This window comes from Geobacillus sp. TFV-3 (genome assembly GCF_009901865.1).
Classification (GTDB): domain Bacteria; phylum Bacillota; class Bacilli; order Bacillales; family Anoxybacillaceae; genus Geobacillus; species Geobacillus thermoleovorans_A.
In genome coordinates this window covers 403,119-426,204 of the sequence record NZ_MPSP01000001.1, presented here as the reverse complement: position 1 = coordinate 426,204, position 23,086 = coordinate 403,119, and the positions used below count along the sequence as shown (strand labels likewise).

At 48.3% G+C, this 23,086-nt stretch carries 19 protein-coding genes and 5 pseudogenes; 9 read left to right on the top strand and 15 right to left on the bottom strand.

Annotated features, from left to right (window positions below):
- Positions 1-4: 4 nt before the first annotated feature.
- Positions 5-541 (bottom strand): NfeD family membrane protein, encoded by a 537-nt coding sequence (locus BJQ97_RS02145; protein WP_160155324.1) that lies wholly within the window; start codon positions 539-541, stop codon positions 5-7.
- Positions 542-754: 213 nt separating this feature from the next.
- Here BJQ97_RS02145 and BJQ97_RS02140 point away from each other — a divergent pair.
- Positions 755-1,660 (top strand): annotated as a pseudogene (locus BJQ97_RS02140) (Rpn family recombination-promoting nuclease/putative transposase).
- 82 nt (positions 1,661-1,742) lie between these two features.
- Here BJQ97_RS02140 and BJQ97_RS02135 read toward each other — a convergent pair.
- From BJQ97_RS02135 to BJQ97_RS02120, 4 genes and pseudogenes are all read right to left on the bottom strand, one after another.
- Positions 1,743-1,997, bottom strand: a complete 255-nt coding sequence (locus BJQ97_RS02135; RefSeq protein WP_407066447.1) for an Mpo1-like protein — start codon at positions 1,995-1,997, stop codon at positions 1,743-1,745.
- A 225-nt stretch (positions 1,998-2,222) separates the two neighbouring features.
- On the bottom strand, positions 2,223-3,083 hold the full coding sequence (locus tag BJQ97_RS02130) for a hypothetical protein (RefSeq protein WP_236567105.1): 861 nt from the start codon (positions 3,081-3,083) through the stop codon (positions 2,223-2,225).
- 249 nt (positions 3,084-3,332) lie between these two features.
- Positions 3,333-4,127: a hydrolase gene (locus BJQ97_RS02125; RefSeq protein WP_160155322.1), complete on the bottom strand. Its 795-nt coding sequence runs from the start codon at positions 4,125-4,127 to the stop codon at positions 3,333-3,335.
- Positions 4,128-4,587: 460 nt separating this feature from the next.
- A pseudogene (locus BJQ97_RS02120) lies at positions 4,588-6,060 on the bottom strand (transposase).
- 54 nt (positions 6,061-6,114) lie between these two features.
- Here BJQ97_RS02120 and BJQ97_RS18025 point away from each other — a divergent pair.
- The 4 genes and pseudogenes from BJQ97_RS18025 to BJQ97_RS18020 form a co-directional block, all read left to right on the top strand.
- Positions 6,115-6,475 (top strand): annotated as a pseudogene (locus tag BJQ97_RS18025) (transposase family protein); the annotation flags it as partial.
- 143 nt (positions 6,476-6,618) lie between these two features.
- Positions 6,619-8,124, top strand: a complete 1,506-nt coding sequence (gene istA, locus BJQ97_RS02110) for an IS21 family transposase (RefSeq protein WP_160155321.1) — start codon at positions 6,619-6,621, stop codon at positions 8,122-8,124.
- Entirely contained in the window at positions 8,121-8,873 is a 753-nt protein-coding gene (gene istB / locus BJQ97_RS02105) for an IS21-like element helper ATPase IstB (RefSeq protein WP_021322668.1), read from the top strand. The genes istA and istB overlap by 4 nt, the downstream gene beginning before the upstream one ends.
- Positions 8,874-8,935: 62 nt before the next feature.
- Positions 8,936-9,780, top strand: a pseudogene (locus BJQ97_RS18020) (ISL3 family transposase); the annotation flags it as partial.
- A gap of 196 nt (positions 9,781-9,976) precedes the next feature.
- On the opposite strand, the gene BJQ97_RS17560 reads toward BJQ97_RS18020, so the two are convergent.
- The 8 genes and pseudogenes from BJQ97_RS17560 to BJQ97_RS02065 all read right to left on the bottom strand — a co-directional run bounded on the left by BJQ97_RS17560 (position 9,977) and on the right by BJQ97_RS02065 (position 15,978).
- Positions 9,977-10,339 (bottom strand): DUF962 domain-containing protein, encoded by a 363-nt coding sequence (locus tag BJQ97_RS17560; protein ID WP_236567097.1) that lies wholly within the window; start codon positions 10,337-10,339, stop codon positions 9,977-9,979.
- Between the two features lie 78 nt (positions 10,340-10,417).
- A complete protein-coding gene (locus BJQ97_RS02090) occupies positions 10,418-10,681 on the bottom strand; it encodes a hypothetical protein (protein ID WP_236567095.1) in 264 nt (87 codons plus the stop codon).
- Positions 10,682-10,692: 11 nt separating this feature from the next.
- A complete protein-coding gene (locus tag BJQ97_RS02085) occupies positions 10,693-12,087 on the bottom strand; it encodes a hypothetical protein (RefSeq protein WP_160155319.1) in 1,395 nt (464 codons plus the stop codon).
- A 220-nt stretch (positions 12,088-12,307) separates the two neighbouring features.
- The gene (locus tag BJQ97_RS02080) at positions 12,308-12,706 is read right to left on the bottom strand and encodes a YiiX/YebB-like N1pC/P60 family cysteine hydrolase (RefSeq protein ID WP_236567093.1); all 399 of its coding nucleotides are present in this window, start codon (positions 12,704-12,706) and stop codon (positions 12,308-12,310) included.
- 132 nt (positions 12,707-12,838) lie between these two features.
- Positions 12,839-13,084: a hypothetical protein gene (locus tag BJQ97_RS17280; protein ID WP_201451742.1), complete on the bottom strand. Its 246-nt coding sequence runs from the start codon at positions 13,082-13,084 to the stop codon at positions 12,839-12,841.
- A gap of 28 nt (positions 13,085-13,112) precedes the next feature.
- Complete coding sequence (locus BJQ97_RS02075) at positions 13,113-13,865, bottom strand: putative immunity/bacteriocin fusion bifunctional protein (protein WP_160155318.1); 753 nt, start codon at positions 13,863-13,865, stop codon at positions 13,113-13,115.
- 628 nt (positions 13,866-14,493) lie between these two features.
- Positions 14,494-14,583, bottom strand: coding sequence for a transposase (locus BJQ97_RS17555; protein ID WP_236567091.1), 90 nt, complete (start codon positions 14,581-14,583; stop codon positions 14,494-14,496).
- A 190-nt stretch (positions 14,584-14,773) separates the two neighbouring features.
- Positions 14,774-15,978: pseudogene (locus BJQ97_RS02065) on the bottom strand (S1C family serine protease).
- Between the two features lie 186 nt (positions 15,979-16,164).
- Here BJQ97_RS02065 and BJQ97_RS02060 point away from each other — a divergent pair.
- The 4 genes from BJQ97_RS02060 to BJQ97_RS02045 all read left to right on the top strand — a co-directional run bounded on the left by BJQ97_RS02060 (position 16,165) and on the right by BJQ97_RS02045 (position 21,330).
- Positions 16,165-16,827, top strand: coding sequence for a response regulator transcription factor (locus tag BJQ97_RS02060; protein WP_160155317.1), 663 nt, complete (start codon positions 16,165-16,167; stop codon positions 16,825-16,827).
- Complete coding sequence (locus tag BJQ97_RS02055; protein WP_160155316.1) at positions 16,817-18,190, top strand: sensor histidine kinase; 1,374 nt, start codon at positions 16,817-16,819, stop codon at positions 18,188-18,190. Before BJQ97_RS02060 ends, BJQ97_RS02055 begins: the two co-directional genes overlap by 11 nt.
- A gap of 184 nt (positions 18,191-18,374) precedes the next feature.
- Complete coding sequence (locus tag BJQ97_RS02050; RefSeq protein WP_160155315.1) at positions 18,375-18,944, top strand: TetR/AcrR family transcriptional regulator; 570 nt, start codon at positions 18,375-18,377, stop codon at positions 18,942-18,944.
- 76 nt (positions 18,945-19,020) lie between these two features.
- A complete protein-coding gene (locus tag BJQ97_RS02045; RefSeq protein ID WP_160155314.1) occupies positions 19,021-21,330 on the top strand; it encodes a YhgE/Pip domain-containing protein in 2,310 nt (769 codons plus the stop codon).
- 158 nt (positions 21,331-21,488) lie between these two features.
- On the opposite strand, the gene BJQ97_RS02040 is transcribed toward BJQ97_RS02045, so the two are convergent.
- Positions 21,489-22,544, bottom strand: coding sequence for an RNA-guided endonuclease TnpB family protein (locus BJQ97_RS02040; RefSeq protein WP_160155313.1), 1,056 nt, complete (start codon positions 22,542-22,544; stop codon positions 21,489-21,491).
- Positions 22,545-22,548: 4 nt separating this feature from the next.
- A complete protein-coding gene (gene tnpA, locus BJQ97_RS02035) occupies positions 22,549-22,947 on the bottom strand; it encodes an IS200/IS605 family transposase (protein WP_160155312.1) in 399 nt (132 codons plus the stop codon).
- Positions 22,948-23,086: the final 139 nt, after the last annotated feature.

Genomic DNA, 23,086 nt, shown 5'->3' with positions numbered 1-23,086 from the left:
TTGTTCAGATGGAAAGATGATAGGGATCGTGCTTCGCTACGACCGCGACGCCGTTTTCCATTTGCACGACGATCACGTCTTCTCCCGATGGAATGGGTTCGTGGTTTACACTTTTCGCGGGTTTGGCCACCGCGCCGCTTTTGCGGGAAATGAGAATTTCACCGAACCCATCGGACGGCACCGAGACGATCACTTTGGCAAGCGACCCTTCCAAATCGGCGTCCGTATACCCAAGCGACGCCTCGGCCGAGCGGAGCGGCAAAAAGACGAAAAAGTGCAAAAGCAACACGATCGCAAGGGCCACCCCAACGCTTAGACCGAAGATCAAGCCCGATGACCAATCCGTATACCATTCAGCCAACAATCCGACGGCGCTGCCGACAATGAAAAACGATAGAATCAGCTGCGGACTGAACAACGGGTGGTCCACTGCATCCAATACACCCTCTAGCACATCACTAAAGAAAAAATACACAACCGTCAACAACGCACTGACAACAAGCACCGTCCCGTACACGACTTCAGGTGAATGGCCGAACAAATCCCCTCCCTCCTTTCCCCTCACCTACACATACGGGCAAGGCGACCGTCGGTTTCATCATTTTTCCATCATCATCAAAATTCGACAATCTTCCCCCAATTTCCTTTCTTTGAACAAAAAACCTCTATGAAAAACGCTTTGGGCAGGCAAGATTTTGCGTTGTGCAGGGCGAATAAAGCGATGGGAATCCAAACATACATCGGGAGGGAGACCATGTCAGAAACGCGCATTGACCATGATCACCTGTTTAAAGAGTTGTGAAGTACATTTTTTGAAGAATTTGTTCTCCTCTTCTTCCCATGCGTATACGAGCATGTTGACTTTCACCATCTTTCCTTTTTATCGGAAGAAATGCTGACCGATGTTACCGCGGGAGAAAAACATCGAGTCGATCTATTGGTCGAGACGAAGCTAAAAAGGGGAAGATGGACTGATCATTGTCCACATCGAACACCAAAGCTACACGCAATCAACGTTTTCTGAACGAATGTTCATCTACTTCAGCCGCTTGTTTCAAAAATACCGCCGCCGTATTCTCCCGATCGCCATCTTCAGCTATGACGCCACCCGCGACGAACCCTCCTCTTTCACTCTGGAGTTTCCGTTTTTGACCGTTCTCGACTTCCATTTTTTGACGGTGGAACTGCGCCAACTGCCATGGCGCGAGTACATCCGTCAGGACAACCCGGTCGCCGCCGCTTTGTTAAGCAAAATTATAATGAAGACGAAAGGATTGAAGTGAAAAAAGAGTTTTTGCGCATGCTCATTCGTCTCGAGTTGGATGAGGCGAAACAGCGGCTGTTGTTCGGCTTTTTCGAAACGTATTTGCGGTTATCGGATGAAGAAGAAATCCGATTGCGAAATGAGGTGAAGACAATGGAGGAGAAGGAGGCCGCTAAAGTCATGGAACTCATCGTTTCATACGAACAAAGAGGCATGGAGAAAGGAATAGAGAAAGGAATGGAAAAAGCAAAGATGGATGTTGCGAAATGAATGTTGGCAAAAGGATATGATGCCGACACGATTCATGAACTGACCGGACTGCCGCTTGAAAAGATTGAACAAATGAAGAAGGAATGCGGGGACAAGAGCCTTCCTCCCTGGGTATTCCATCCCTGATTGTCGTCGTCCTCCGATCTCTCAAAAGCTTTGAGCGAGGACAATCATTTGGAGGCGAAATCCCCTAGGGAGAAAGGCCTCTTTAACGTTCTTCACATCCATTTTGGCTGACATCCCGATCCTCTGAAAGCCCCATCCGCTCCAGCTCCCGCCCAAGCCGCCCCGTAAGCATGAGCCCGTACATGCGAAAATCAGCCCGAAGCGACCAAAGCGGGTGGCCGAAGGTGGCTGGCTTGTTCCCTTCGATGACAAAGTGGCTGAACCAAGCGAGCGCATAAGCGGCGAGCGGCGCACTCGGGCCCATTTCAAATCCCCTTCCATCCGTAATGATGGTCATATTCGATGAAAGCAAAAAGAGTTCCTTCCTGTTAGAACGATGTTCCCTTTCTCCGTGAGGGAGCGGTTGCTCAAATTCAACATACATTTGGCTCGTCCCCGCAAAGCTTCCCTTCATAATTAATAGTGTTTTCAAGTTGCTGGGATAGGCGGGTGAAAACAGAAGGACGTAACGCTTAGGACAGCATCTCCCTCGATTTTTTGGACCATGCCCCCTCAGTTGTCATTAATTCGCTTTTGTTATGTTTAACACTTGAGCATCAATGCCTAATTCCAGTTCATTGATTTTTTTAAACTCTTGATTATATATATAAACTTTTTTGTGTTGATCAATCACGACTAAATGTTGATTCCAAGTTGTGATATTAGTGGGGTTATCCGCCAATTTGACTTTTTCCGCTTCTTGACTTCCTTCTATTTTTAAAACTTCAATAAAGGATTTCCGATCATAAGGCTCATACAAGATAAGGATTTTATTATTCAAGATAGCCATCTCTTTCGTCCCTTGTTTTAATTTTAACTCTTTAGAAATTACACCATTCTTTATATAATAGAGTTTATTTTTATTAGACGAGGCTCCAGCTGCCTCGTCATTTGCCAATCCAATCATCATATCTTTGTAAAACAATATTTGATTTGGCACATGAGGTTGATCCATTTTTAAAACTTTATCCAACTTCCAAGTATCGAAATCAAAACGATAAATGTTTGACTGATTATTTTCGCAAAGCGAAGGAAAATAAGCGTTACTTCCAACCTTAATCATTGATTGCACGATTCCGTTGACGGTAAATTCTTTGACGAACTTATTGCTCCTTAAATCATACAGCCCTAGCTTCGTAACGGGGAGTCCTTCGCGGTTTGTCAAAGAAAGAGAAGAGTCCATCAATAAATATCCATTGGACGTCACAACATTCATAGGACCAAAATCTTTCACCTTTTGGTATTTGGCTTGGCCGTTAGAGAATTCTGTTATCCCTGCAAAATGATGCTCCGGCGAATAAGTAGGAGCTAGCAATTTTTTCGTATGTTTATCGTAAACAGAAGTGTGCATAAACCTTTCATTGTAAATTTCACGCTTCGTCAAATTTCCGTTATTCTCGTCAATTACAACGATTCTATTGGGGTATTTATCAATAGATCTGGATTATTAGCATCAAAAGAAACCTTAACATTGGAGCTCTCGTTTGATTTGAACCACACATATCCTCCTGCCAAAATCGCTATCAACAAAAAAACAAAAAATAGTAATGATATGTAAGTTCTTCTCATAAACAATACCTCCCTAATGAAATTTTAGGACACAGCCACCAGCTGTGTCCTATTTGCCTTTATTTTACCCTTCGCTCCTCATAAATAAATGCGCCTGTTCATCGTCGGCTATATTATCCGGCGTTACCCAGTAGCCACCATTACTATCAATATCAATACTCGCCTTTATTTTATAACCAACATAAGGAAGTTTCGTACAATACCATTCATCATAATTTGTTTTAGAACTGCTCCAGTCATATGGTTCACCCATCTGTTGACGTAAATAAGATATCACCTTCTCTCTTTGGTCTAAAGATGCAGCAGGAACCCAATAACCCACCACTTCTTTATAATTCGTTTCCCAAAAACGTTTAGATTCTCTATATACACCTTTATTTGGCATCGCACTTATGAAGTTCCCATAATAATCATCATAAGTAGCACCATGTCGGTAATAGCCATATGGGACGCTCGAGGAAGATCCAGAACTCGGACCATTACCTAAGATAATGTCTCCATCTCCCCAAATATCCCAATTAATATTATGGTTATAAGATGCTGTTGCAACACTAGCTTGTATTGACGTCATTTCACTTGGGGGATAGAGAACCTTTCCTTCTTTCTTTAGCCTTTCAGCATTCATTTCTTCTGTGGAATGTAATTTGATTCTATTCGAAATTTTCAATTCTTCGCTTTTAAGTTGCTTTTCGGCTTGCCTTTTCAGCTGGTCCTTATTAATAGACATTTCTTTTTCAACAGCAGCCTTGTTATTCATTTCATCTGGTAAAGACCCTGAAATTGAGTCTGAAGAAGCGTAAGCACTTGTTGTAAAAGCCAGCAAAAACCCCAATGATAAGAATTTTGCTTTTTTTAACATTACACATCCCCCCTTGGTATTAATAACCCGTATTGCTCGTTAAGCACTAGCGCTCAACTATCCCAAGTGTTGCAAACAAGATACCAGCAAGCACTGCCCCATTCCATGCAATTGAAGTAAGTAGCACCACAAAAGATTAACGAACTCTTTTCAATTCTTCTAACATTATGTTCCGTTCAAGCTACAATCGAAGAAGGAAGGAAAGATTCCCCTATAAAATACAAATACCTCCTTTAATTTTGTATTTTTACAGTTAAAATTTTATTAAAAATTAAAAAAAAAGAGAGAGTCTTTATTACCATTTAAAATATAGTAATATATTCATAAAAATAAAAAATATTGGTTAATAACCAAATTTTGTTATTTAGTGGCAAAAAAGAGAAAGCACTGACGAGAACCTGGCAATAATGTTAGCGGTGAAATCAACATTAAGGAGGTCTCGTAAGTGCTTTTTATACCACTAGAAGGCCGGTGAATTAATGGGGCATAGACTTCCCTCATGTCGAATGTTGGAGGCCATTCTCTCCGCCATTTGGCGCCAAAGGAGGAGAGGACAAGCAGGACTTCCTGCTCCCAATTCCGTTTTTGCGCACGCCAAAGAGCCGGTCCCTCCTCGTTTTTTTCGAAACCGGCACAATCGCTTCCGATTTTGCACGACGGCGGTCAACAACGCCTGTTCTTCCATGGCGTCCAGGCCCCGGCTTCGGGCCCGGTCCAGCCCATGGCATTCCTTCCCTTCGGCGAACACATGCTCACAACGCGTGCGAAGGGCTTGAATGGATCGATAACCGCCCTGTTGCGGAAGGAGCCTCGCTTGGCTGCGAATCTGAACGTCTCGGACTTTCGCCTGGCGTTGTGCTTCCTGAGCGGCATCCTTCGCCCGGCGCTTCCAGGTTGGAATCTCCTCCATCTCCTTGCGGCGCAGCGACACGAGCGGCGTGATGCCTTGAGCGAAGAGCGCTGCCAGATACTCCGTGGTGCCATACGCTTTGTCCGCAGACAAGGTTCGAATCGTGATCGACGGGTGGCGGAATCGAATCGAAGCCAGCTGCTCCAAACTCGTCTCCCGTTCCGCCGTTCCCGTGGCGAAGCTGGCCCGTCTGGACAAAATGACACGCGACCGGACATCGATGACATCGTGCACCCAATACCGAGGATACGCTTCCTGCCCTTTGCCTTTCTTGTACAACCGAGCATCCGGATCCGTCACGCTTCGATGGGTTTGGTTGGAAAACCTCGTTCCACGGAAGTTTCCTCGTTCTTCGGCATGGGCGCGCTCTGCTGATGGGGAAGGCGGATCGTCATCGGGATCCCGGTCCGCCTCCGGGGACTCGGTCTGTTCATCTTCCCGGGCGGTGCGGGCGAGGCAGTCTTCCAACGTCTCCACCGGAGCGGGCTTGACTTCCCGCAAGCTGTGGATCGAAGCATTCGCCCGCACTTAGGTGCCATCAGCCGCCGCATGGACATCCGGAGAGACCAGCCCCGCCGCGATGCACGGGTCCACCACATAGGTCATCAGCCGATCAACGATTCCGTGTTGACGCCAGCGTTTTCGTGTTTTGACGAGCGTTGTTCGATCCGGCAGCGTAGGATGATGAGGATCCGGATGGAGCACGGATTCAAAGTCGAGACCGCAAAACCACAGGCATCCGGCATGCATCGGGAGGATCTCATACAACTCCCGCTCGGAGTGGTCGAACCAATACGAGAGCAGCATCAGGCGAAGCAGCCGTTCCGGATCCGCGGCCGGGCGACCCGTTTTTTCCGTGTACAGGGGAGCCGCCCAATCGTGAATGACGGAAACGTCAACCGCTTCGTTGATTTGGCGCAGGATATGATGTGGGGGAACCAGGTCCTCCATGTCGATGACTTGAAACAACCGAGGCTGAGTCGAAGGGGTTTTGGGGGCTTTCATGATCCAGCCACGCTCCATTCCAACGATTTTTCCTCCTTTTTGGATATCAGCCCCCTAAATCCCTGCCTCAGAGTGTACTTTTTCACCGGCCTTCTAGGATTGCCAGAATTTAAAGTGATTAAACAAGAACTTCTTTCCTATGGTTATGCGATTCATGGAGAGAAAACAGAGACACAGGAACGTTGCCCTCATTGTGGGTTTGCCACTTCCTCTGTCCACGACAGACGGACAAGAAAAGTACGGGATTTGGCGATTTTCCATCAACCGGTGTACTTGTTCGTAAAAGGTAAAGCGCTATCGGTGCTGGAATTGTTCCTGAGTGTTTTCCACCTCTTTGCAATCGATTCAACCCAATCAACACTACACCAATCGATTTCGTGAGTACTTGTATGAACTTTGTGAAGGCTCCACCATTCAAGAGGTTGGCCGAAAGCTGTTTAGTGCAAAATAAAAATACAGAGTTCTGCAACGAAACGTGCAGAGCCTAAGGCAAAGAAAAAAGGCTTGCCAGCCCCTAACATTTCCTCTACTGTGGAAGTTGTGAACACATAAACCAAACAGTGGAGGAGCGAAAGGATGCTGGCAATGCCCGAAATGAATCGTATCAGAAAACTGCGTGAAAAGAAAGGGTTATCGATTGCGGAAATTTCCCGCGAAACGGGATATAACTGGAGAACGGTCAAGAAATACGCGGATGGCGGCATTTCTGTCCAACCAACCATCAAACGCAAAAAGGGGATGATGGAGGAAGAAGGATACGGGCAAATCATTGATGACTGGTTGGAGGAGGATGCCAAGCTGCCGAGAAAACAACGGCGAACGAACAAGACGATGTTTGAAGCGCTTTGTCGTGACCATGGATTTCAAGGCTCGTATCGCACCGTTTGCGCGTACGTGCAAAAACGAAGACCGCAGCTCAAACTCGAGAAAGAACAGCGCTATGAACGACTTGAGCACCCGCCAGGCGAGGCGCAGGTGGATTTCGGGAAGATGACGGTGGTGACGAAGGAGGGGAAGGAAGAAGAACGATCGGTTTTGATCGTAAGCTTCCCGTATAGCAACGCTGCGTTTGCTTATCCGCTGCCGGCGGAAAACAGTGAATGCTTCCTCCATGGGTTGACGCAGCTGTTTCGTCAGGCTGGGGGAGTGCCAAAGGCATTGCGCATTGACAATTTGTCCGCGGCCATCGTGTCGATTCGAAAAGGGGGAGAACGCCAATTCACCGAGGCTTTTGAGAAATTTCAACTCTACTATCGGTTTGATGTACAAGTGTGCAATCCATACAGCGGACATGAGAAAGGAAATGCGGAGCGAAAAGTCTATTACACTCGCAACCTTTGTTTCGTCCCGGCTCCGTTGATCGAGTCGGATCCGGAGCTGGTGGAGTGGCTGCATCGCAAGATGGTCGAGGACCGAAACCGCCCTCATTATGAAAAGGGGCGGTTGATAGAGGAGCTATGGCAGGAAGAGCGGCCGGAGCTGTTGGCGTTGCCGGAACAAGATCTTCGGATCTTCTCCCTCGATCACGCTTACGTGAATAAGTACGGAGAAGTGATGGTGGATGGGAAGGCGTTCGTCGTCCATGGCCTGTCCGTCCCCAACCGGGTATTGGTGAAAAAAGAGTGGGATCGTTTCTTTGTGCTCTCTCCTGACGGAGGCATACATCTTGAGATGCCAAGGCCGTATACGAACGTGAAACGCGAGATCCCTTGGAAAGAGATTTTCGCTGAGTGGGAGACCAAACCCCGGGTTGTCGGGCATTCCCGATACCGGGCGTACTTGCCGGAAGCGATCCGAACGTATCTGGCTGGCACCCCGCCCCAGGTGGCGGCCCGTTTGAAAGGGCTGCGAGCGCTGTTGGATCGTTGCACGCTTTATGAAATCGCCCAGTGGCTCGAGGAGAGTCAGCGATGGGACTTGGCTCCTCATGAAATCGGGGTGTTGATGGAAGCCGAGCAATCCCATTACCCGGCCAAGTGGGAAGAATCGTACACCCCTTCCGTCCTGATCGACTATGAAACGGATTTAACGGTGTATGATCAACGTCTTCACCCCGTTCGGGAAGGGGGTGTCCAGGGATGAGAGCAGAGGTGAAAGAGATTTGTAAAGCGCTGCATTTGGCCTATATCGCGGATCGATTCGAGGAGGTGATGTTCGAAACGAAAGAGCAGTTTTTGCGGGATGTATTGGCGCTGGAGCTGTCGTGCCGCCAGCAGGCGAAACAGGCCCGGCTGATCAAGAAAGCCAAGTTTCGGGAGTTGAAATGGCTGAAGGATTACGAATGGTCGGATCACATCCACTGGCCGACCACGACATCGAAGAAGGAATTGTGTGACCTTCGCTTTTTGGAGCGAAAGCAAAACGTTCTGCTTTTAGGCTCGCCCGGGACAGGAAAAACCCATCTCGCCACAGCGCTCGGCATCCAGGCGTGCCAACAAGGCCATGAGGTTCGGTTTTTCCGCGTCGCGGATCTCGTCGCCCAGCTGGAAGAGGCATTGAAAAATGGCACGCTCGGGCGGCTGAAACGAAGCATCGATGCGTGCGAACTGTTGATATTGGATGAACTCGGCTATGTGCCGTTTCAAAAGCAAGGATCGGAGCTGTTGTTTCATATTATCGCCGACTGTTATGAGCGAAAAAGCGTCATCGTGACGTCGAATCTGGAATTTGGACAGTGGAATCGGGTGTTTGGGGACAACCGCTTGACAGCTGCGCTGGTGGATCGCTTGGTTCACCATGCCCACATCCTGGCCTTTACGGGAGAGAGCTATCGACTGCGGAACGCTCTCTCCGCGATCCAGCCGTCCTCTTCCCCCGGTCTGGAACCTTAAGTCTTGAGCTGGCAAGCCTATGTATTTTTTCTTGCACTTCTCTGCATTTTTTGCTTGCAAAAAACAGAAAGCACCGCATCCCATATACGACATGGGAACGCATCTATTACTCCATCGCATCGAAAAAAGCAAAAGAGCGTCAAACAGCGATCGAAGCATCTTCTCAAGAAGAGAAGGTGCTTAGCTTAAATGAAATCGCTGTAAAAAAGGGACATCAGTATGAAACCGTATTGATGGATGCCAAAGCTGGATCGGTTATGGGAATGCATGCCGATCGCCAATGTGACTCCGCCATCCACTTGTTGAGCCAAAATGTCCTGTCGAAAGAAAGGGTCCAAACGGTGATTCTTGACATGTGGGAACCTTATCATAAGGCGGTTCGTGCTCTGTTTCCATCTGCTTCGATTGTCATCGATAAGTACCATGTGGTTCCAAAAGTGACACAAGTCTTGGATCAAGCAAGAAAGGAGTTTTCTCCATTGAAAAAGGCTCGATATCTTCTCTTAAAGGCTGTGAAAAGCTTCGTAAGGACCAACGGCGTCGATTAGACGATATCTTGGAGGAGTATCCGGTACTTTCCATTGCCTATTATCTGAAAGAGTTGTTTCGGGATTTTTACCGAACCGATGGATATAACGAAGCAAAGGAACGCTTGGAAGAATGGATTCAGTTAGACAAACAGAGCCCTTTTACTTCTTTTCAGGAAGCAGCCAACACGCTTGAAAGGTGGAAGGAGCCTATTCTTTCCTACTTTTTGCGCCCATATACCAATGCCCGAATCGAGGGGACGAATCACAAGATCAAAAACATCAAACGCCGGGCATATGGCTATCGAAATCTAGAACGGTTTCGTTTGCGTGTATTTCTGGAGTGTACAGGGAACACTACAGGTAGTCAGGCTGCTTAAGCGCTCCCTTCTTCCGCTATCGGTATGATAGTTGGTAGAATGGAACCCGTCAAGGAAAGCACTTGACTGGTTCCATTCTACCGACTTCGTGGTCTGTATGCGGAAGAAGGATCCTGACTGATGAACCTATTTCATCCAGCTAACATGTTTCTGGGATTGAGTGGAAATGACAGAAAATAGTGAAGACCCAAAATATTTAACATTTACCTATGAGCCGTCGGAGCATCCGTCCTGCGGTTTGGCTGCTTTGTGGTGACAGCCAACAAAGCCCTTCCGGGAACATCATTTCGAACAGCGTTATGGTTTTGGACGCAGGCCAACTCGCATGGCGGGTGCATGTATTCTGCCGTCTCTTACAAGAAGGGAAGTGGCTAAACCACGCAAGCGCATAGGCGGCGATTGGCGCCCCGAGCAGCCACCACGCATTCCTCGTCACGATCGCCATGATCACGAACAAAAAGACGAAGCTCGTTCCGACAAAATGCCATCTCCGCGTCGCCCGTTTGCGGTGTTGCGTCAAGTAAAACGGCCAAAATTCTTCATAATCGCGGAACTTCATCTCCCCCTCCCCCTTTCACTTCCGCCGATGCGGCCCTCCGCTCGTGAATGCGCCGCACGAACAGCACCCAATATCCCATCATGTAAAGGAAAAGAGCGAGCGACAGCCACGCCCACCATTGCCCTTCGATGAGGGATTGCTGCCAATAGCCGAATTCATCGACGCCGACCCTCGCGATCGATTGTTTAGAAAAAACAATGGCATCGCCAGCACGACGGCAAACGAATACGAGTGGCGAATCGTTCCCGTAATGAGTGTAACCACGCCGGCGACGAACGTGGCGATGCCTAGCCCCCGGTATACTATCAACATCCATAGCGGCATGCTCAGTCCCATCGTCATCCCCCTTACTCCTATTGTATTTCATCCATCACGTGAAATGTCTGCAAATTGTGCTTCTGCTTCGGCACGGCAAACTTGGCAGCAAGTTGGCCTGTACGGAGATGGAAAATGTTCATTTCTCCGGCATCGTCGGCCTTGTCTCCTTCCTGCGGCTCAAACAATGCATACACATAGTCGCCGCGAAACCGCGCTTCCCAGTATACCGACGACAGCTCATGCTTCTCCATCACCTTAAACTGATCGTTCAACGCAAGCCATCCCGACTTTCCTCTCTGGACATAGCTTACCCACAGCGTGTCTCCCTTCACGTAAAGCTGGTCGAACTGCGTCTCCTCTCGCCCCATGTCCCAATATGTCACTCGCCATGAATGCGGATCCACGATGGTGAGGCGAGGTTTCGTGGCGATGACAAGGTGGTCGTGAAAGACCGCCATGGAGCGCGCGAAGGACGTAAGCAACGAAATTTCCTTCACTACGGAACCGCGCTGATCCAGCACATACAATACACCTTGCTCCTTTTCCATCACATCAGCAAACACATAGAAATGCGGCTCTGCGCGCAAAACTTGAAGAACGTAAGGAGGGAACCGCTTCGAAAACAGCAATTTTCCGCCTTTCCGGACTTCTAGTTTATGGGTGTTGACATCTTGATTCAGCGATCGAATCTCCCACTCACCCTCCAGCGAGGCAAACGAAAGAGGACTGGAGACCGTTTCTTGATCGACCAATGTCCATGTGTCTCGATTCAGTCGATAGACATGCCGTCCCGCATAATCTGACCACAACAACAGTTCCTTCGTCGATGAACCATGCGAAAGCTGGGACACCCCCACAGCTTGCAGCGTCACCAAGTTGCGCACGTGCGGTCCATCCATCTCCACGATATACGAATCTCGCGCAAACGGGTGAGAATACAAAAAGAAGATGCGTCCGGGCGGTTCGTTCGCCGAGCGGCCCTCAGACGGCTCATACGCCCGCACCGATGAAACGACTTGATCGTCAGAGTGCTGCACCCAATAAACGATGACAGGCGCGACTGCCACTACCCAGACCCATATCCATCTTTGCCGCTTCCGCCAAGCCCTGACTTCCCCTTTTTCTTCTCCCCCCATGCGCTGGACAAGCAATCCCCAGTACCAAATGATATAAAGAAAAAGAGCAAGCGACAGCCACGCCCACCATTGCCCTTCGGCGAGGGATTGCCGCCAATAGCCGAACTCATCGACGCCGACCCTTGCGATCGTATGAAAGTTATTCAGAAAAAGCAGCGGCACCGCGAGCACCGCAGCGAGCGAATACCAACGGCGAACCGTTCCTTTCATCAGCATCACCACACCAGCGAGCAACGTCGCGGCGCACATAAGGTAGTACAACATTGACATCCATAATGGTGCACTTGGGCCCATGTTGAATCTCCTTTCATCCATGGTGGTTGTCATATTCTATGAAATCGAGAACGTTTCCTTCCCGCAGAAAGATTTGCACCCTCAAAGCCGGTAAATCCGCGTTTTTCCCTCCGCAATGTTTTCACGCTGCGGGGATGAACGGATAAAAATAGAAGGGTATAACCGTTTTTTGGATGGTATACCCTTCTACACGTTCATTTCAAAATCCTTCTCCGCTCCTTTAGTTGCTGCTAGCATATGTAATCGTCTCGGGATCTTGATCCAAGTCAGACGGGGTTACGATCATCCCTCCATCGTCATCCAAATCAAATCCTCGATTCTCCCACGCTTTCCACACGAGCAACGAACAATACCATTTTGACGATTGGCCTTTTGTCGCCGTTAGACTGTACGGCTCGCCGATTTGCGCTCTAGCATACGATTGGGCTGATGTATAATCCTCCCCCATCGCTCCTTTTACCCAAAGTGCTTTCCATGTTTTCCAACGGATTTTCCAGTTATTCACGAAGTAGCGGACGCCATCGCCAGGCCAAGCCTCAATGATGTAGTCGCCGTCCCAGCGGACAATAGCAGCATGTCCGTAATTCCACCCAGCACTCCCACTATCATAGGTAATCAAGATATCCCCATTTGTTCCCAATGCACCACTGGAAGAGCGCGCTGATACTCCTTTTGTTTGTCTGTTGACTGAAGATTTGATTATAACGGACTTCCAACCATTCGATTGATTTTAACGATGGTGAAAACATTGCTAGTTTAATACATAGTATGCAGATATCGAGAAAGCAACGAGAAAGAAAATCGCCGCAATAGTAATTCTCCATTTCCTGCTTTTATTTTTGGACATCTGATCTAGGGTAATAAAAACTCCAATGCCAGCAACAACAATGAAAAAGTGAGACCATTCGGAGGGATAAGTAAAAATAGCCATGATCGATAATACCGCAATCATGATGGCATTCCACAATGCCCCTCTTGGCTTGAATGATAACGGCACTCGCACCATCTCCTTAAAAAATTGGTCTTTATATAGAGGCAAGAGCACAGCCTATCGCATATCCCCCTAAGCATCCTAGACAAGCACCGCACGCATAAGGACTGGCAAACAAACAACCTCCGCAAGCGGATTCACAGGCAAACTTCGCCCAAGAGGGAAATGTTTTCCAGTTGTTTTTGATACATTCTTGCACTCGATCCCAATATCCAGCCTTAACCTCATTTGATTGAATCAAATGATTTTCCTCGTAAAATTCAACATTGGTAACCATTCCATCCGCCATGTTAATGGTTGCTGTGACGATTTTAACATCATCCAAAGTTTTGATCGTATATAACATAAACTTATCATTGACTTTTTTCAATTCAATATAGGTGGGATCTGTCAATTGATCCTGTTTTCCATCTACACCTACGACTAAATACGCCTTTTGATCATTATACTTTGGATTATCTTTAGATGGAATCATAACAACAGAAATTCCGTTCTGATAATCCACTTTTATGGATTCACGCCACTCAAAATCATTATTTTTAAATTTGCTAAGCTTAGCATTGTAAAATTGACTTAAAGTGCGTTTTACATCGTTGATCAAGTAAATATCTTTTACTTTATCCGTTTTGAAATTTGAAACTTCCCGTACTTTTTGGCATGACGTACAATTTTCATTCTGTTGATTAGACGACTTAGCCAAACTATGTGGAATATGAATAGAATAAGGTTGTAGGAGGAGCAAAGAAGAGAAACAAAGAGCAACAAGATAAGGTACAAATCGTTTCACTATAAACCATCTCCTTCTACGTATATCCTGTGCCAAAAAGAATCTTCGTCAAAAGTTGAACCTGACTGTTTCAAAGCATGTCATGCTTTCTTCTGCAAAGGAAAATCAGTAAATCAACGATTTTCATACAGGATGAAACGAGAAAAATCCTCACTTATCAGGTTACACGTTGTGACGATGAACCTTTGAAAACACTAATGACCAAACAATGACCCTTGCCTAGCTCGTGAAAACATTTTATTAAATAAAGGGTCTTCGCCACAAACGGCGACAAAATATTTTGTCATGAGAGTCCTAGTTCTGTTGCATTCTAGAGTCAGCATACGCCAACGGAACCCCCGATGTGCAAATGAGACCCAAAGCTGCAATCGAAGAGAGCAAGAAAGATTTTTTCATAAAATACAATCTCCTCCTTTAATTTAATATATTTACAATTAAAATTTTATTACAAATTTTTAAAAAAAAAAGAGGTCTTTATTACCAACTAAAAAATAGTCATATATTCACAAAAGTCAGGAATCTTGAACACTCTCCTACCTACGCTTGAAGGTGAGAGATTCTTGAGAACCCCCGACCCACGGCAGGCTGCCCGCCAAGCCATCCCCTTGCGTCCCACGGTTTGGCTGCCTTACAAAGACAGCAAACGAATCCCCTCCTTCAAAATATTCCGAGCGGCGTTATGATCCCGATCGTGGCTCGTCCCGCATCGCGGACACACTCATTCGCGGATAGACAGCCATTTCACGTCGACCTGACGGCGCCCGCAACAGGAGCACAATGGGCTTGACGGAGAAGTGCTGCCGACACGGATCAACTTTCGTTTTATCCTCCAACATCGTGAACAAGCGCTTCACACAAAAAAATCGCCTCTTTCCCACCGATTCGATGGAAAAAGAGGCGCTGTCTTCTTACGACTGGCTGTTTTCTCTCGCCTTAAGCGTGACGGACACGGTCGTCTCGAATCCGTCGCGGTAGACGGTCATCTTAATGCGGTCGCCGATCGATGCCTTCGTGTACAAATATTTGCGCAAGGCGCTGACGCTGTCGATTTTCTCGCCGTTGATCGCGACGATGACGTCTTTTGACTTCAGTCCAGCCTCCGCCGCGGGCGAGAACGGCTCCACCGCGGTGATGGCGGCGCCGCTTGTCACGGTGGATGGCAATTTCAGTTCATCGGTGCGCACGTCATCGGACAAGTCGGCGACATCGACGAGCTGGACGCCGAGGTACGGGCGTTTGATTTTTCCATCTTTCATCAGCTGCTCAACGATCGGTTTGACGTTTTCGCTCGGGATGGCAAAGCCGAGCCCTTCGACGCCCGTTTCCGCGATTTTCATGCTGTTGATTCCAATCACCTGCCCCGCGCTGTTAATGAGCGCCCCGCCGCTGTTGCCCGGGTTGATGGCCGCATCGGTTTGGATGACGTCGATTTCCCAGTCACCCGCTGATGTCGAGACGGGCATCGTCCGTTTGCCGCTGACGATCCCTTCTGTGACCGTCCGCGACAAATCCAGCCCAAGCGGATTGCCGATCGCCGCCACCGGTTCGCCGATTTTCACTTTCGACGAGTCGCCGAAGCTCGCCACTTTCGTTACGCCCTCGGCGGGAATTTTTAAGACGGCGAGGTCCGTGAGCGCATCCGCGCCGACGATGTCGGCCTTCACTTTTTTGCCGTTTGGGAGCGCCACCTCGACTTTGTTCGCTCCTTCAATGACATGGTTGTTCGTCACAATGTAGGCGGTATGGCCATCTTTTTTGAAAATTACGCCTGATCCGGTTCCCGCTTCTGTATCTTGCGCTTGATCCGAGAAAAAGTCCACTTGCTTTTGAATGTTGATGACACCAACCACCGCATCGGCCACTTTGTTGATGGCGTCAATCATGTTCGTTTTGACGTTTGCCGTCGGCTGCAATGGCAGCGCCTCGCTTTTTGTCGTCGTCTCTGCCGCTGTGGTTTGAGAATAGGTTTCTCCGTGAATCCATTTCGGCGCTACATACCACGTCGCCGCGCTGCCGATCACCGCCCCGCGACAGAAGCAGCGAGCCACGACATGAAACGGCCGCGGTGCTTCTGTTGCGGGGTTGGCATTGGTTCAAATGGCATCATGTCCATTGGTCATCTCCTCCTCCTTCCTTTACCTCTTCGCCCATCATCATAACCAAGGAAAGTGAAAAAATGGTGAAAATGCTCTTTCTTATGGCACGCATCTACCAGACGAAACACGCCGATTTTTCACCGTTTTTTCACCGATGGTTTGGTATGATAAAAGGTAAGGAATGAGAAACGGGAGGAGACGCGATGAAAATTTTGCTCGCGGAAGATGATCTACATTTAGGAGAATTGATTGTGCATTTATTAAAAAAGAAAGGAATCGACCATATCGACTGGGTGCAGGAAGGAGAAGACGCGTACGATTACGCCTTGGCGGAGTTTTACGATGTCGTGGTGCTCGATTGGATGCTGCCGAACGGCGATGGGGTCGACATTTGCCGCCGCTTGCGGCAAAATGGCTATACAGGGGCGATTTTGATGTTGACAGCGAAAGACGCGGTGCAAGACCGCGTCACCGGGCTTGAGGCCGGGGCGGACGATTACTTGGTCAAGCCGTTTGAAATCGATGAGCTCGCAGCCCGTTTAAAAGCGCTCGCCCGCCGCACGTTCGTCCCGCTTCAAGAGGAAAAAGTGTCGTTTCATGGCTTCACCTTGAACCGGACAAGCCATACGCTCCATCGCGGCGATGAGGAAATTTTCCTCACCCCACGCGAGTTTCAGCTTCTCGATCTGCTCGTGCAAAATCAAGGCCAAGTCGTGCCTCGCGAGACGATTTTGGATCGCGTCTGGGGCTGGGATGCGGATGTGTCGATGAAAACGATCGACGCCACCATCAAGCTGTTGCGTAAAAAGTTGAAAGACGATATCATTCAAACCGTTCGAGGAGTGGGATATAAAATTGATAAATAACTGGAACGAATGGCGCCGCTGGCTTCGCCGCTTGGAAAGCGCCGATTTGTTCCGCCGCGCCCATTGGCGGCTGACGGCGCTGTACAGCGGCATTTTCACATTGTTTCTCGCCTTGTTTATCGCCATCGCCGCCGCGCTGTTTTATTGGATCGCCACATCGGACCAAGAACGGCGCATCACCCGCCTCGCCGAGCAGGAAGCGGACACGATCGAGCAAGTGCTCCTGAAACAAAGCAATTTCGACTTGTTTGATAATGAAAGCGTCATTCTCTTAAGCGAAGACCAGCTCTTTTTTTACGTCATCGGCCCGAATGGCGGCTTGCTGGCGGGGGATGAAGTCCATCCGCGCCTGCGGCCGTATTTTTTGGACGCGTTGTCCCATCTCAAGGCGAATGAGCGCGCCCCAGTGTACATGAACGTGTCGCTGCCTGAGCATATGTCCGGCCTCGCCCGCGAAGCCGCCCGCAACTGGCGGGTGCTCGCTGCCGCCCGCCCGCTCGTCATTCATGGCGATTTCATAGGCATGCTGTACATTGGGATGGATGTCACATCGTTTTTCAAAGTGTTTCATTGGCTACTCATTGTGCTCATCAGCTTGGCGATGTTGTTCCTTGCCGTTGGCGTCGCGCTCAGCTACTTTATGTCCAAGCGGGCGCTTGTGCCGATTGAAGAAGCGTACGAGCGGCAGCGCCAGTTTGTCGCCGACGCCTCTCATGAGCTGCGCACGCCCTTAAGCGTCGTCTTTTCGTCCGTTGAGGCGCTCACGTTGGAAGAGGACGTCATGAAAAACGAATTTGTCCGCCGCCTGCTTGACCGCCTGCGCGAAGAGTTGAAACGGATCACGAAACTGATGAACGACTTGTTGACGCTCGCCCGCGCCGATGCGAAGCACGCCGCGTTGGAGCTTTCAAAACAGACGTTTGATTTTCGCCCGCACGCCGAGCGCACGTTTCAGCTCGTGTCGGAGCTGGCGGCGAAAAAGCAGATCACGATGCATTTTCATGCCCCAGAGCAGGCGATCGTCACCGCCGATCCGGATAAACTGACGCAGCTTTTGTACATTTTGCTCGACAACGCCATCAAATACACCCCGGAGGGCGGAGAGGTGACATTATCGATTCGCACCGAGCCGAAACAGCTTCTTCTCTCGGTGGAAGACACCGGCATCGGCATCCCGCCTGAAGACATCGGCCGCATTTTCGACCGTTTTTACCGCGTCGACAAAGCGCGCTCGCGCCAACAAGGCGGCCACGGCCTCGGGCTGTCCATCGCTAAATGGATCGTGGAGGCCCATGGTGGCACGATCCACGTCCAAAGCGAAGTCGGGAAAGGATCGCAATTTCTTGTCCGTCTGCCTGTCTAAAAAAGCGGGAAGGCAAAGGGAAACACAGCTCTCCGACACCACTTCGCGCCGAAACGGAAGACTTCTTTCAGCAAAGAAGGCAAAGGAGAACTCAATATTTGTTGCAAACATATGATGTTTATGTTATGATTTGAAACGTAATGACCAAAATGTTCATTTAGTCATAAACAAAGGATGAACGCCGATGTCCGATAAAAAGCAACAAATTATTGATGCCGCAACCAAGTCGTTTTCACTTTTCGGTTATAAGGCGACGACAATGGATCAAGTGGCGAAGATGGCGAATGTCGGGAAAGGAACCATTTATACGTTTTTCAAAAGCAAAGAAGAACTGCTTTACCATATCGTTTCTTCCGTGATTTCTGAAATTAAGCGCGAGGCGAATGCAGCGATGGATCCTCGCTTGCCGTTTAACGAAAATGTACAGCGTGCCTTGCAGCGCATTTTTACGTTTCGCCAGGAGCATGAACTGACAATAAAACTTTTACAAGAAGTTCGCGATATTGGCACGGCAGCTGTACGGGACGTGATGAAGCGGCTTGATCGTGAAATGATCGCTTACATTCGCGAAAAAATTGAAGAAGCGATGGCCAAAGACGAAATTCGCCCTTGCGATTCAGAGTTAATGGCGTTTTTAATGTTCAAGATGTACATTGCGTTAAGCATTGATTGGGAAAAAGAGCATGAACCATTGTCACAACAAACGATTGCTGAGCTGTTTGATTTATATTTGCTAAAAGGATTGTCTCCATGATGATCCTTCTCTTTTTTCAGGAAAAATGACTAAATGGACAAATTGGTCAATATTTTCGACAAAGGAGGTTAGACATGTGCACGCATTCAAATTATGGATGCAAGAATGGAAATCCATCCTATCCAATCGGAAAGTACTTATTCCAGTTATAGCTGTATTATGCATCCCACTTCTATACAGCGGCATGTTTTTATGGGCGTTTTGGAATCCATACGATCATTTGGACGAACTTCCTGTCGCTGTGGTAAACAAAGACAAAGGGGCAACGTTCGAAGGGAAGGAACTTCATCTCGGGGATGATCTTGTTGAAAAGTTAAAAGAGAAACAACAGTTTGAGTGGCATTTTGTTAACGAACGCGAGGGAGAAAAAGGATTAAAAGAACAAAAGTACTATATGCTTATTCAAATCCCTGAAAATTTTTCACAAAACGCGACGACGTTGCAAGACGATCACCCCCAAAAACTTCAACTGATTTATAAACCAAATGAAGGATTTAACTTTTTATCTGCCCAAATTGGCGAAACAGCGGTTAAAACAATCAAAACAGAAGTAGCCAAAACATTAACAGAAACATACGCAGAAAGCATGTTTGAAACTATTCAAACATTCGCAGATGGATTAGCAAACGCGAGCGACGGAGCCGAACAATTGCATGACGGTCTCGGGGAAGCTAAAAGTGGAACGAGCAAACTGTACGATGGCATGAAAAAAGCGCATGATGGATCCAAAGATTTGTATCATCATTTAGCAACACTAGCCGAAAAGTCCATCAGCTTCACTGACGGATTGCATCAAGCTGCCAATGGTTCCGCGCAAGTTCAAACAGGGGTTCAAACGCTTTACAATGGAATGAAACAGATGGTCAACGGGCAAGGACAGCTGCTCTCTGGAGCGAAGCAAGCGCAAGAAGGAACGGCGAATCTCGCTTCAGGGGCAAAACGTGTATATGAAGGAATGCAAGCGCTCGATGCCCGCATCCCGCAGCTTTTGCAAGGTTCGGAACAATTGAGCGGTGGAGCTGAAAAGCTGGCCACATCACTTGCACAATGGCAAGAAGGAGCAGCGAAAGTTCAAACAGGAGCGACACAAGTAACAGGCGGACTCGAGCAGTTAGCGATGCAATTGGATGCGCTCATGGCCCAAGCTCCCAATCCACAGCAACGAGCAGTGTATGAGCAGCTAAAAGAAAATGTCGTCACCTTATCATCGGGAAGCAAACAAGTCGAAAATGGCCTTGCGCAGTTAAGCATCAGCGCCAAATCGTTACAATCAGGAGCCACATCGTTAAGCAAAGGAGCAAAACAGCTGCACGAAGGGCATATCGCCCTCCATCACGGAGTTGACGAACTGCTTGCCGGACAACAGCGGCTTGTCGATGGCGCGAATGCACTCGAGAGCGGACAAGAAAAACTGGTGGCGGGCATGAATACGTTGCATGAAAAAATGAAAGAAGCGGAACAAGGAGCGGCCAAGCTCGCGAATGGCGGCCAAACGCTCGCCTCCGGTCTGCAAGTGCTTGCCCAAGGCGCTGACCAGCTCCAAGACGGCGCGCACCGATTGGCGGATGGTTCGCAACAATTAGCCAACGGAATGAATGAATTAACGAGCGGGACAAAACATTTGCAGGATGGCATGGATCAACTGACAGACGGCTCAGAACAACTAGCGGATAAGTTAAAAGAAGGAGCGAAAAAAGCAAGCGATATAAAAGCAAATGATGACGTATACGACATGTTTGCAGAACCGGTGAAATTAAAAAATGAAAAAGTCAATGAAGTCCCTAACTACGGAACAGGATTCACGCCATATTTCTTGTCGCTCGGATTGTTTGTCGGGGCACTTTTGCTTTCGATCGTCTTCCCTCTTCGCGAACCAGCGGGGGTTCCGCGTTCACCATTTCATTGGTTTTTGGCTAAGTTCGGCGTGCTCATTGTCGTTGGGGTTTTGCAAGCGCTCCTTGCTGATAGCGTATTGCTTTTCGGACTCGATTTACAAGTGGAAAGTGTCCCGCTCTTCATCTTGTTTAGCATTGTCACAAGCATCACCTTTTTATCTGTCATTCAATTTCTCGTGACAGTCTTCGGAGATCCGGGACGGTTTATTGGGATTGTCGTATTGATTTTGCAATTAACAACAAGTGCTGGAACATTCCCGCTCGAGTTGATTCCGCACTCGTTGCAGCATTTTAACGCATGGCTTCCTATGACCTATTCAGTTTTCGGATTCAAAGCTGTCATCTCAAGCGGCGATTTCTCATTTATGTGGGAAAACGTCGGCAAACTGCTTCTATTTATCGTGGTCATGATGGCTGGAACGATCACATATTTGACAATTCAACATCGCCGTCGATTTGCGACGGTCGTCGAACAAGCTTCTGAAGTTTGACACTCCACACCCCTAAAGGGCGTGGGATTCTTGGGTCGTTCGCGTCCTCATCCATTTCTGGTTCAGACAACGCCCAAGTTTAGGGGTGTGTCATCACCCCGTCCCATCGGGTTAAGATGTACCCCAATGGGCGGCGCACCTGTGACCAGTGCGCGAGGTTAGGCGGCGAAGCCCGAAATCGCTTTGGCGATGTTGATCGCGCCATTCAAGTCGGCGTGGATGGTGTATCCGCACTTTTGGCATCGGAAGTGGATGCCGTTTCGGTTCGCTTTCTCCCGATGCCCGCATCGGCATGTTTGGCTGGTGTAGGTCGGATTCACCCACTCCACCCGAATGCCCGCCATTTCGGCTTTGTAGGCAATCATCGTTTGCAGTTGATGGAACGCCCATGAATGAAGATTTCGTCCTGCTTCTTTGGCCGAAGCGGCTCGTTTCCGAATCCCCGCCAAATTTTCCATCCGAATCACGCCAACACCGTTGGCAAGGGCAAAACGGACGATTTGACGGCTGATTTTATGGTTCATATCCTTCATCCAGCGGGACTCTTTACGGCCGATTTTGCGAATCATATGAAGCTTCTTCGCTTGGCCCAACGTTCGCCGCAAAGCCGCATATCGTCGGCGTATGAAGGCGCATTGATTCCCTTTAAAGAACAACGATTTCGTTCCCACGCTGGCAACGGCGATATAGCGAAGCCCAACGTCAACCCCCATCACCTTTGTTTCGTGCCGCGGCTTGACTTCAAATGTGATCGCGATCGCCAAGCACCATTTCTTTCGCTTTTTGTAGAGCTTGGCCGCCCCTTGTTTGGCAGTTCCATGGATCAGCCGATCCAGCCATGCTTCTTGATAGGGGCGCGTGACGACAGGCACGCCAATTCGCTTCTCCAGTGTGGGGAAGGAAACCGTGTAGAACGCTCCTTTCTTTTCCACCTTTATGTTTTGATTGTTAAAGCAACACCAACATGTTCGGAACTTCTTTGCCTTTTGTTTTTTCTTTTGGGACTTCACTTCTCGAATCGTCTGATTCACGACGGCGGAAGGAAATCGTTGTGACGAAAACTCTTTAAACAGTTTGCTCGTCGCTTGATTCAGCTTGGGATGATTCAACAGCCAATTCGCAAAGGCGGTATTCACTTCTGTCATCCGTTCATACATGTCTTGTTTGACTTTCGTTGGGTTGTGCAGTTCCAGCCTTAGTGTGATCGTCGGCATGGATTCACCCCCTTTTCTTTTGAGATTCCACATAGCGTTTGATGGTTTCACTTGATACATTCCCTGCTGTGCTAACGAAGAAAGAGCGTGTCCAAAGACTTGGCAAATGAGACAAGTGTTTAAATTCTTGTCTTAATCGTCTGGAAGTCACTCCTTTCACTCTTGCCATAATAGCTGATGGAGAATCAGAAGGGAGACAATTCAGGAACAAATGGCAATGATCAGGCATCACTTCCATAGCAAGGATGACCCAATCATTCTCTTGGCAAATTTCTTCTACTAACTGCTTAAATCGCTCTCCCACTCTGCCTACTAACACTTTTCTTCGATAACGTGGACAGAAAACAAAATGATAGTTAATGAAAGATACAGTTGTTTTCGTTCTTCGATATTGTTGTTCCATATTATGAATTGTATCCGTTTAATGGTTATACCGCAACATCCAAATGGTTGCTCTAAGCAATCCCATTAAGGGATTGCCGAGCAACGCCGTCTTTCATCCCACGATTGAAACCGTGGGCTTTTAGACGGCTTTTTCTGTA

Excerpts from the sequence above, each read along its gene's own strand:
- BJQ97_RS02135 (WP_407066447.1), bottom strand. The coding sequence starts at position 1,997 with ATGACCATCATTACGGATGGAAGGGGATTTGAAATGGGCCCGAGTGCG.
- BJQ97_RS02125 (WP_160155322.1), bottom strand. The coding sequence starts at position 4,127 with ATGTTAAAAAAAGCAAAATTCTTATCATTGGGGTTTTTGCTGGCTTTT.
- istA (WP_160155321.1), top strand. The coding sequence starts at position 6,619 with ATGCTGGCAATGCCCGAAATGAATCGTATCAGAAAACTGCGTGAAAAG.
- istB (WP_021322668.1), top strand. The coding sequence starts at position 8,121 with ATGAGAGCAGAGGTGAAAGAGATTTGTAAAGCGCTGCATTTGGCCTAT.
- BJQ97_RS17560 (WP_236567097.1), bottom strand. The coding sequence starts at position 10,339 with ATGAAGTTCCGCGATTATGAAGAATTTTGGCCGTTTTACTTGACGCAA.
- BJQ97_RS02090 (WP_236567095.1), bottom strand. The coding sequence starts at position 10,681 with ATGACGATGGGACTGAGCATGCCGCTATGGATGTTGATAGTATACCGG.
- BJQ97_RS02085 (WP_160155319.1), bottom strand. The coding sequence starts at position 12,087 with ATGGGCCCAAGTGCACCATTATGGATGTCAATGTTGTACTACCTTATG.
- BJQ97_RS02060 (WP_160155317.1), top strand. The coding sequence starts at position 16,165 with ATGAAAATTTTGCTCGCGGAAGATGATCTACATTTAGGAGAATTGATT.
- BJQ97_RS02050 (WP_160155315.1), top strand. The coding sequence starts at position 18,375 with ATGTCCGATAAAAAGCAACAAATTATTGATGCCGCAACCAAGTCGTTT.
- BJQ97_RS02040 (WP_160155313.1), bottom strand. The coding sequence starts at position 22,544 with ATGCCGACGATCACACTAAGGCTGGAACTGCACAACCCAACGAAAGTC.
- tnpA (WP_160155312.1), bottom strand. The coding sequence starts at position 22,947 with ATGGAACAACAATATCGAAGAACGAAAACAACTGTATCTTTCATTAAC.